This window comes from Methylobacterium sp. WL19, from assembly GCF_008040005.1.
In the GTDB taxonomy this organism is placed as follows: Bacteria; Pseudomonadota; Alphaproteobacteria; order Rhizobiales; family Beijerinckiaceae; genus Methylobacterium; species Methylobacterium bullatum.
Genome location: NZ_VRVC01000210.1, coordinates 1 through 5095, shown reverse-complemented (window position 1 = coordinate 5095; position 5095 = coordinate 1). Strand labels below are relative to the sequence as shown.

Sequence of the window (5095 nt, the reverse complement as noted above, 5' to 3'; positions counted from 1 at the left end):
CCCGGGCGCTCCACGCCCAGGGCGCCACCGTCGCCGTCTCCGGCACCCGCGCCGAAGCGCTGGACGCACTCTCGGCCGAACTCGGCGGCGAGCGCGTCCATGCCCTGACCTGCGACCTCTCCGACAAGGACGCCGTCGAGGCCCTGGTGCCGGCGGCGGAAGCCGCCCTCGGCGGCCTCGACATCCTCGTCAACAACGCCGGCATCACCCGCGACAACCTCCTGCTGCGGATGAAGGACGACGAGTGGGACGCGGTGATCGCCGTGAACCTCTCGGCCGCGTTCCGCCTCTCGCGGGCGGCGGTGAAGGGCATGATGAAGCGGCGCCACGGCCGCATCGTCAATATCGGCTCCGTGGTCGGCGCCACCGGCAATCCGGGCCAGGTGAACTACGCCGCCGCCAAGGCCGGCCTCGTCGGCATGACCAAGGCCATGGCGGCCGAGGTCGCCACCCGCAACCTCACCGTCAACTGCATCGCGCCGGGCTTCATCACCTCGCCGATGACCGACGCCCTCAACGAGAAGCAGCGCGAGGGCATCCTCACCCGCGTACCGATGAACCGCCTCGGCACCGGCGAGGAGATCGCGGCCGCGGCCGTCTATCTGGCCTCGAACGAGGCCGCCTACGTCACCGGCCAGACCCTGCACGTGAACGGCGGCATGGCGATGTACTGAGAGGGTCTCCCGACACGGCAGGCGGGAAAACCCGACGATTGTCCGGGAAAAAGCCACGGCGATGAACGGTTTGTGAACCGGCCCTCGCCAGCGCCAAAACCCTGTGCTACCACCCCGGCTGCCGTGCGAGGGGGGTTGACGGTTCAGCGTGTTGCGGGTTCTCAAGACCACGCGCGATCGGACACCGGCCGCTTCCAGAGATCCGCACCAGCGGGACGGCGGCCACGGCACCTTCACCATCACGATCGAATAACCAAGGACCAAGAACGATGAGCGATATCGCTGAGCGCGTGAAGAAGATCGTTGTCGAGCACCTCGGCGTGGAGCCGGAGAAGGTGGTCGAGGGCGCCAACTTCATCGATGACCTCGGTGCCGACAGCCTCGACACCGTCGAGCTCGTGATGGCCTTCGAGGAAGAGTTCAACGTCGAAATCCCGGACGACGCTGCCGAGACCATCCAGACGGTCGGCGATGCCGTGAAGTTCCTCGAGAAGAACTCCGCGTAAGCACGACGGGACGAGAGGCGCGAGGAGCGGGGTCCACGTGACCCCGCGCGCCGAACGACAGTGACATGACGGGACTGGTTCGGGATAACGCGATGCGTCGGGTGGTGGTGACGGGCTTGGGTATGGTGACGCCGCTGGGAAGCGGGGTCGAGGCCACCTGGAGCCGGTTGATCGCGGGAGACAGCGGAGCGTCGCAGGTGACAGCCTTCGACGTGTCCGATCTCGCCTGCCGCATCGCGTGCTCGGTCCCGTTCGGAGACGGCAGCGACGGCACCTTCAATCCGGACCAATGGATGGAGACGAAGGAGCAGCGCAAGGTCGATCCGTTCATCGTCTACGCCATGGCCGCCGCCGGCCAGGCGCTGGACGATGCCGACTGGCATCCCAAGAGCCACGAGGATCAGTGCGCCACCGGCGTGATGATCGGCTCCGGCATCGGCGGGATCGGGGGCATCTACGACGCCTCCGTGACCCTGCACGACAAGGGGCCGCGACGGATCTCGCCGTTCTTCATTCCCGGCCGAATCATCAACCTCGCCTCCGGGCAGGTCTCCATCGCCCACGGCCTCAAGGGGCCGAATCACGCGGTGGTCACGGCCTGCTCCACCGGGGCGCACGCCATCGGCGACGCAGCTCGGCTGATCCAGTTCGGCGATGCCGACGTGATGGTGGCCGGCGGCGCCGAATCTCCGGTGAACCGCCTGGCGCTCGCGGGCTTCGCCGCCTGCCGCGCCCTCTCCACCGGCTTCAACGACCAGCCCACCAAGGCTTCGCGCCCCTACGACAAGGACCGTGACGGCTTCGTCATGGGCGAGGGCGCCGGCGTCGTCGTGCTCGAAGAGTACGAGCATGCCAAGGCACGCGGTGCCCGGATCTACGCCGAAGTGGTCGGCTACGGCCTCACCGGCGACGCCTATCACATCACCTCGCCGGCCCCGGACGGCGACGGCGCCTTCCGCTGCATGAGCGCCGCGGTGAAGCGCGCCGGCCTCCAGGCCTCCGACATCGACTACATCAACGCCCATGGCACCTCGACGCCCATGGGCGACGAGCTCGAACTCAAGGCCGTGGAGCGGCTGCTCGGCGAGCACGCCGCCAAGGCCGCCATGTCCTCCACCAAGTCGGCCGTGGGCCACCTGCTGGGCGCGGCCGGTGCCATCGAGGCGATCTTCTCGATTCTCACCATCCGCGACGGCGTGATGCCGCCGACGCTGAACCTCGACACCCCCTCGGTGGAAACCGCGATCGACCTCGTGCCGCACGAAGCCAAGCGCAAGCAGGTCGATGTCGTGCTGTCGAATTCTTTTGGATTTGGCGGGACGAATGCGTCGCTGGTGATGCGTCGGGTCTGAAGCCCCGGCCGGTCCGACGCTCCCGTCAGGATCGCCCAGATATCGGTCGAGATCTCACCGGGAACGACCATCTCGCCCTTTTGGCGTTAGCGGGCGTGGTCTTCCAGCCGGCGGACGCGATCCTCCGTCAATGGACGACGCCGCTGCTGTTGGAATTCGCCGCCGGGCTCGCGCTCGCCGCTGGATTCGGCCCTCAGGCACCGGCAGGGGCTTGGTGATGCTCGGTATCGGCGTGATCTGGGCCGGAGGGCTCGCTCGCCTCGGCATCTACGACCAGCATGACCGCCTGCTCACCTGGGTGTCCGGCCGTGTTCATCGTCTGCGGCGCGCTGGCCATCGAGCGGGCGGGACGGTGGAGCGATAATACGCCTTTTTGCCACAAAACCGGTTCAATCCGGCTCGCACAACCCGCCCGCCCGGGTGTAGTCAGGTTTGACGCAAGGATCCCGAAGCTTCTTGGCGAGAAGCCCATCCATGCGTCGGCACCTATTGCCTGAGTTTCGTGCCCCGGTCGGCCAGGACGACACGACGGTCGCATCGTCGGGCCGAGACAAGGTTGGCGAGAGGCGAGGCCCGAACAGGATGTCCATGTTCTTCCGCAAGCGCAAAGACCCGGAGCAGGCGGCGATCGCGGTCCCGTCCGACGAGCCGTCCATGCCGCACCGGGTGTCCCCGCGCAGCCCCAGCGAGGCGATCAAGCCCACGGCCGCGCCGCCCCCGCCGGACCGCCCGGTGCGCGAGCGCGGCGGGTTGCTGAGCACGATCAGCGGCCTGCTCACCGCCGCCGTGGTCCTCGCCATCGCGGCGATGATCGGCGTGACGCTGTTCGACCGGCAGATCCGCGAACCCGGCCCGCTCGCCGCCGACAAGGTCGTGGTCATCCCGCCCCGCAGCGGCACCTCCGAGATCGCCGACGCCCTCAGCCGCGAAGGCGTCATCGCTCATACCGCCCTGTTCGAATGGGCCTCCCGCTTCTCCGGCAAGGCCCTGAAGGCCGGCGAGTACACATTCAAGGCCCATGCCAGCATCGGCGACACGATCGAGACCCTGTCCACCGGCCGGCAGGTACAACACGCCATCACCTTCCCCGAGGGCCTGACCTCCGAGCAGATCGTGGTGCGCCTCAACGACAACGACATCCTCACGGGCGACATCAACGAGATCCCGCCCGAGGGCTCGCTCCTGCCCGACACCTACAAGTTCGAGCGCGGCGCCACCCGCCAGCAGATCGTCAACCTGATGCGCGCCAAGCAGCGCGAAGTGCTCAACCAGATCTGGCTGCGCCGCTCGGCCGAGATCCCGGTGAAGACCCCGGCCGAGATGGTGACCCTGGCCTCCATCGTCGAGAAGGAGACAGGCCGGGCCGACGAGCGGCCGCGCGTGGCCGGCGTTTTCGTCAACCGCCTCAACAAGCGGATGAAGCTGCAATCGGACCCCACCATCGTCTACGGGCTGGTGGGCGGGCGCGGCACCCTGGGGCGCGGCATCCAGCGCTCCGAGATCGACCGGGCGACCCCCTACAACACCTACGTCATCGAGGGCCTGCCGCCGGGCCCCATCGCCAATCCCGGCCGCGCCGCGCTCGAGGCCGTCGCCAACCCGTCACGCACCAAGGACCTCTACTTCGTCGCCGACGGCACCGGCGGCCACGCCTTCGCCGACAGCCTGGAGGGCCATTCCCGCAACGTCGCCCGCTGGCGGCAGGTGGAGCGCGCCCGGAAGGAAACGCCCACTGACGCCGCCCCCGTGGACAAGGCCGAACCGCCGTCCGATCCCTCGGCGGTCCCGGGCCGGGCCTCGGCCTACGCACCGGACGGCACCAACTTCGCCGGCAGCGCCCCGGACCCGTCGGCCCCGCGCCCGAAAGCCTTCGACGCGTCGGAGGGCACCAAGCTCGACCCGCTGCGTAACAAGACCTTCGACCTCAATTCGGCCAAAAGCGTCCCGGCGCTGAAGGCGCAATAGGGCACTGCCGCCACTCTCCTCCCACTTGTGAGGAGGAGTGGGCGGTGGGGAGGGTGGCGGTGGCCTCCACTGCCTAAGGGTCGCCCAACCACCCCCACCCTTAATCCCTCCCCACAAGGGGGAGGGAGGTTCGCACGACCGACTAAAGTTCAGACATCATGATCCTCTCCAGCATGACGGGCTTTGCCCGCGCCACCGGCACCACCGGCCCGGTCCAGTGGGCCTGGGAGGTCCGCAGCGTGAACGGGCGTGGGCTCGACGTGCGCCTGCGCGTGCCCAACGGCCTGGAATCGGTGGGCGAGGTGGCCCGCACAGCCCTGCAGAAGACCCTGACGCGGGGCCAGTGCCAACTCTCGCTCAACCTCACCCGGCCCGAGACCAGGGCGCGGGTGCGCATCAACGAGGCCCTACTGGCAGAACTCGCCGCCGCCACCGCCCGCGTTCCGCGCCCCGAAGGCCTCGCCCCGGCCTCCCTCGACGGCCTGCTCGGCATCCGCGGCGTCATCGAATCCGAGGACGAGCCGGCGGCGGAATCGGACAGCCTCGCCCATGACCTCGCCGAGGGCGTGGTCCGCCTCGTGGCCGACCTCGTGGAGGC

General features: G+C 68.8%; 5 protein-coding genes. All 5 read left to right on the top strand.

Features of this window, described 5'->3' with window-relative positions; all coding sequences use genetic code 11:
* A partial coding sequence (gene fabG / locus FV220_RS24015) for a 3-oxoacyl-[acyl-carrier-protein] reductase (protein WP_147833475.1) occupies positions 1-674 on the top strand: 674 nt, incomplete at its 5' end.
* Between the two features lie 269 nt (positions 675-943).
* Positions 944-1180, top strand: a complete 237-nt coding sequence (locus FV220_RS24010; RefSeq protein ID WP_018044468.1) for an acyl carrier protein — start codon at positions 944-946, stop codon at positions 1178-1180.
* Positions 1181-1272: 92 nt separating this feature from the next.
* Positions 1273-2532, top strand: a complete 1260-nt coding sequence (fabF, locus tag FV220_RS24005; protein ID WP_026176042.1) for a beta-ketoacyl-ACP synthase II — start codon at positions 1273-1275, stop codon at positions 2530-2532.
* A 588-nt stretch (positions 2533-3120) separates the two neighbouring features.
* Complete coding sequence (mltG, locus tag FV220_RS24000; protein WP_056146604.1) at positions 3121-4497, top strand: endolytic transglycosylase MltG; 1377 nt, start codon at positions 3121-3123, stop codon at positions 4495-4497.
* A gap of 158 nt (positions 4498-4655) precedes the next feature.
* The coding region (locus FV220_RS23995; protein ID WP_348642105.1) for a YicC/YloC family endoribonuclease at positions 4656-5095 on the top strand (440 nt) is incomplete at its 3' end.